This window comes from Rosenbergiella metrosideri (genome assembly GCF_022602565.1).
GTDB classification, from domain to species: Bacteria; Pseudomonadota; Gammaproteobacteria; order Enterobacterales; family Enterobacteriaceae; genus Rosenbergiella; species Rosenbergiella metrosideri.
In genome coordinates, this window is sequence record NZ_JALBCV010000061.1 from 1 (window position 1) to 296 (window position 296).

Genomic DNA, 296 nt, shown 5'->3' on the forward strand with positions numbered 1-296 from the left:
TGGGTGATTAGCTCAGTTGGTAGAGCATCTCCCTTACAAGGAGGGGGTCGGCGGTTCGAATCCGTCATCACCCACCAAATTCAGCCAAAAGGTATTTTTATACCGAAGTGGGTGATTAGCTCAGTTGGTAGAGCATCTCCCTTACAAGGAGGGGGTCGGCGGTTCGAATCCGTCATCACCCACCAAATTCAGCCAAAAGGTATTTTTATACCGAAGTGGGTGATTAGCTCAGTTGGTAGAGCATCTCCCTTACAAGGAGGGGGTCGGCGGTTCGAATCCGTCATCACCCACCACTT

At 50.7% G+C, this 296-nt stretch carries 3 tRNA genes; all 3 read left to right on the forward strand.

Annotated elements, in window-relative coordinates:
* Position 1: 1 nt before the first annotated feature.
* The 3 genes from MKR94_RS16485 (at position 2) to MKR94_RS16495 (ending at position 293) form a co-directional block, all read left to right on the forward strand.
* Positions 2-77: transfer RNA gene (locus tag MKR94_RS16485), tRNA-Val, on the forward strand.
* 32 nt (positions 78-109) lie between these two features.
* A tRNA-Val gene (locus tag MKR94_RS16490) sits at positions 110-185 on the forward strand.
* 32 nt (positions 186-217) lie between these two features.
* A tRNA-Val gene (locus MKR94_RS16495) sits at positions 218-293 on the forward strand.
* Positions 294-296 lie beyond the last annotated feature (3 nt).